The sequence below is a fragment of the Oleiphilus sp. HI0043 genome (assembly GCF_001634935.1).
Genome location: NZ_LWEY01001970.1, coordinates 1 through 734 on the forward strand (window position 1 = coordinate 1; position 734 = coordinate 734).

The 734-nt window shown below is 49.5% G+C and carries 1 pseudogene; it reads left to right on the top strand.

Features of this window, described 5'->3' with window-relative positions:
- Positions 1-734 (top strand): annotated as a pseudogene (locus A3729_RS30345) (glycine dehydrogenase); the annotation flags it as partial.

The following is a 734-nucleotide window of genomic DNA, read 5'->3' on the forward strand; positions in this document are numbered from 1 at the left end:
ACTGAATGGTGTGCCTGAAGGTTTAGGCGAAATGGAAATGATGCGGCTAATGAGCGAGCGTGCTCAATTAGACGAAGGTGCGCTATGTTTTATTGGTGCCGGTGCCTACGAACATCATATTCCTGCTGCTGTGTGGGATGTGACGATGCGTGGTGAGTTCCTGACTGCCTATACACCTTACCAGGCAGAGGCAAGCCAAGGGACTTTGCAGCTAATCTATGAATACCAAAGCATGATGTGCCAGCTTACGGCGATGGATATGTCTAATGCTTCCTTGTATGACGGAGCATCGGGCCTAGCTGAAGCCGTGTTGATGGCGATTCGTGCCAACAGAAAGTCCAAGAGCAAAAAGGCTCTGATCGCAGGTACCGTACATCCTCTATACCAGCAAGTGGTTGATGACATTGTTAGCAACCAGGGAATTTCCATTGATGTATTGCCAATGGACGATAAAGCGCTTGCCGTTGATAGTGCAGCGTTAGAAAGCTTTGCTGGCCAAGACTATGCCGCTTTGATAATTCCTCAGCCAAACTTCTTTGGCTCGTTGGAAGATGTGAATGCTTTAACCAACTGGGGCCAGGCAAATGGCATGTTGGTTATTGGCGTCGTTAATCCGACAGCTTTAGCGCTATTAACGCCTCCTGGTGAATGGGGAGATAAGGGTGCCGATATCGCCGTGGGTGAAGGTCAGCCATTGGGTATTCCTATGGCATCGGGTGGCCCGTATTTTGGCT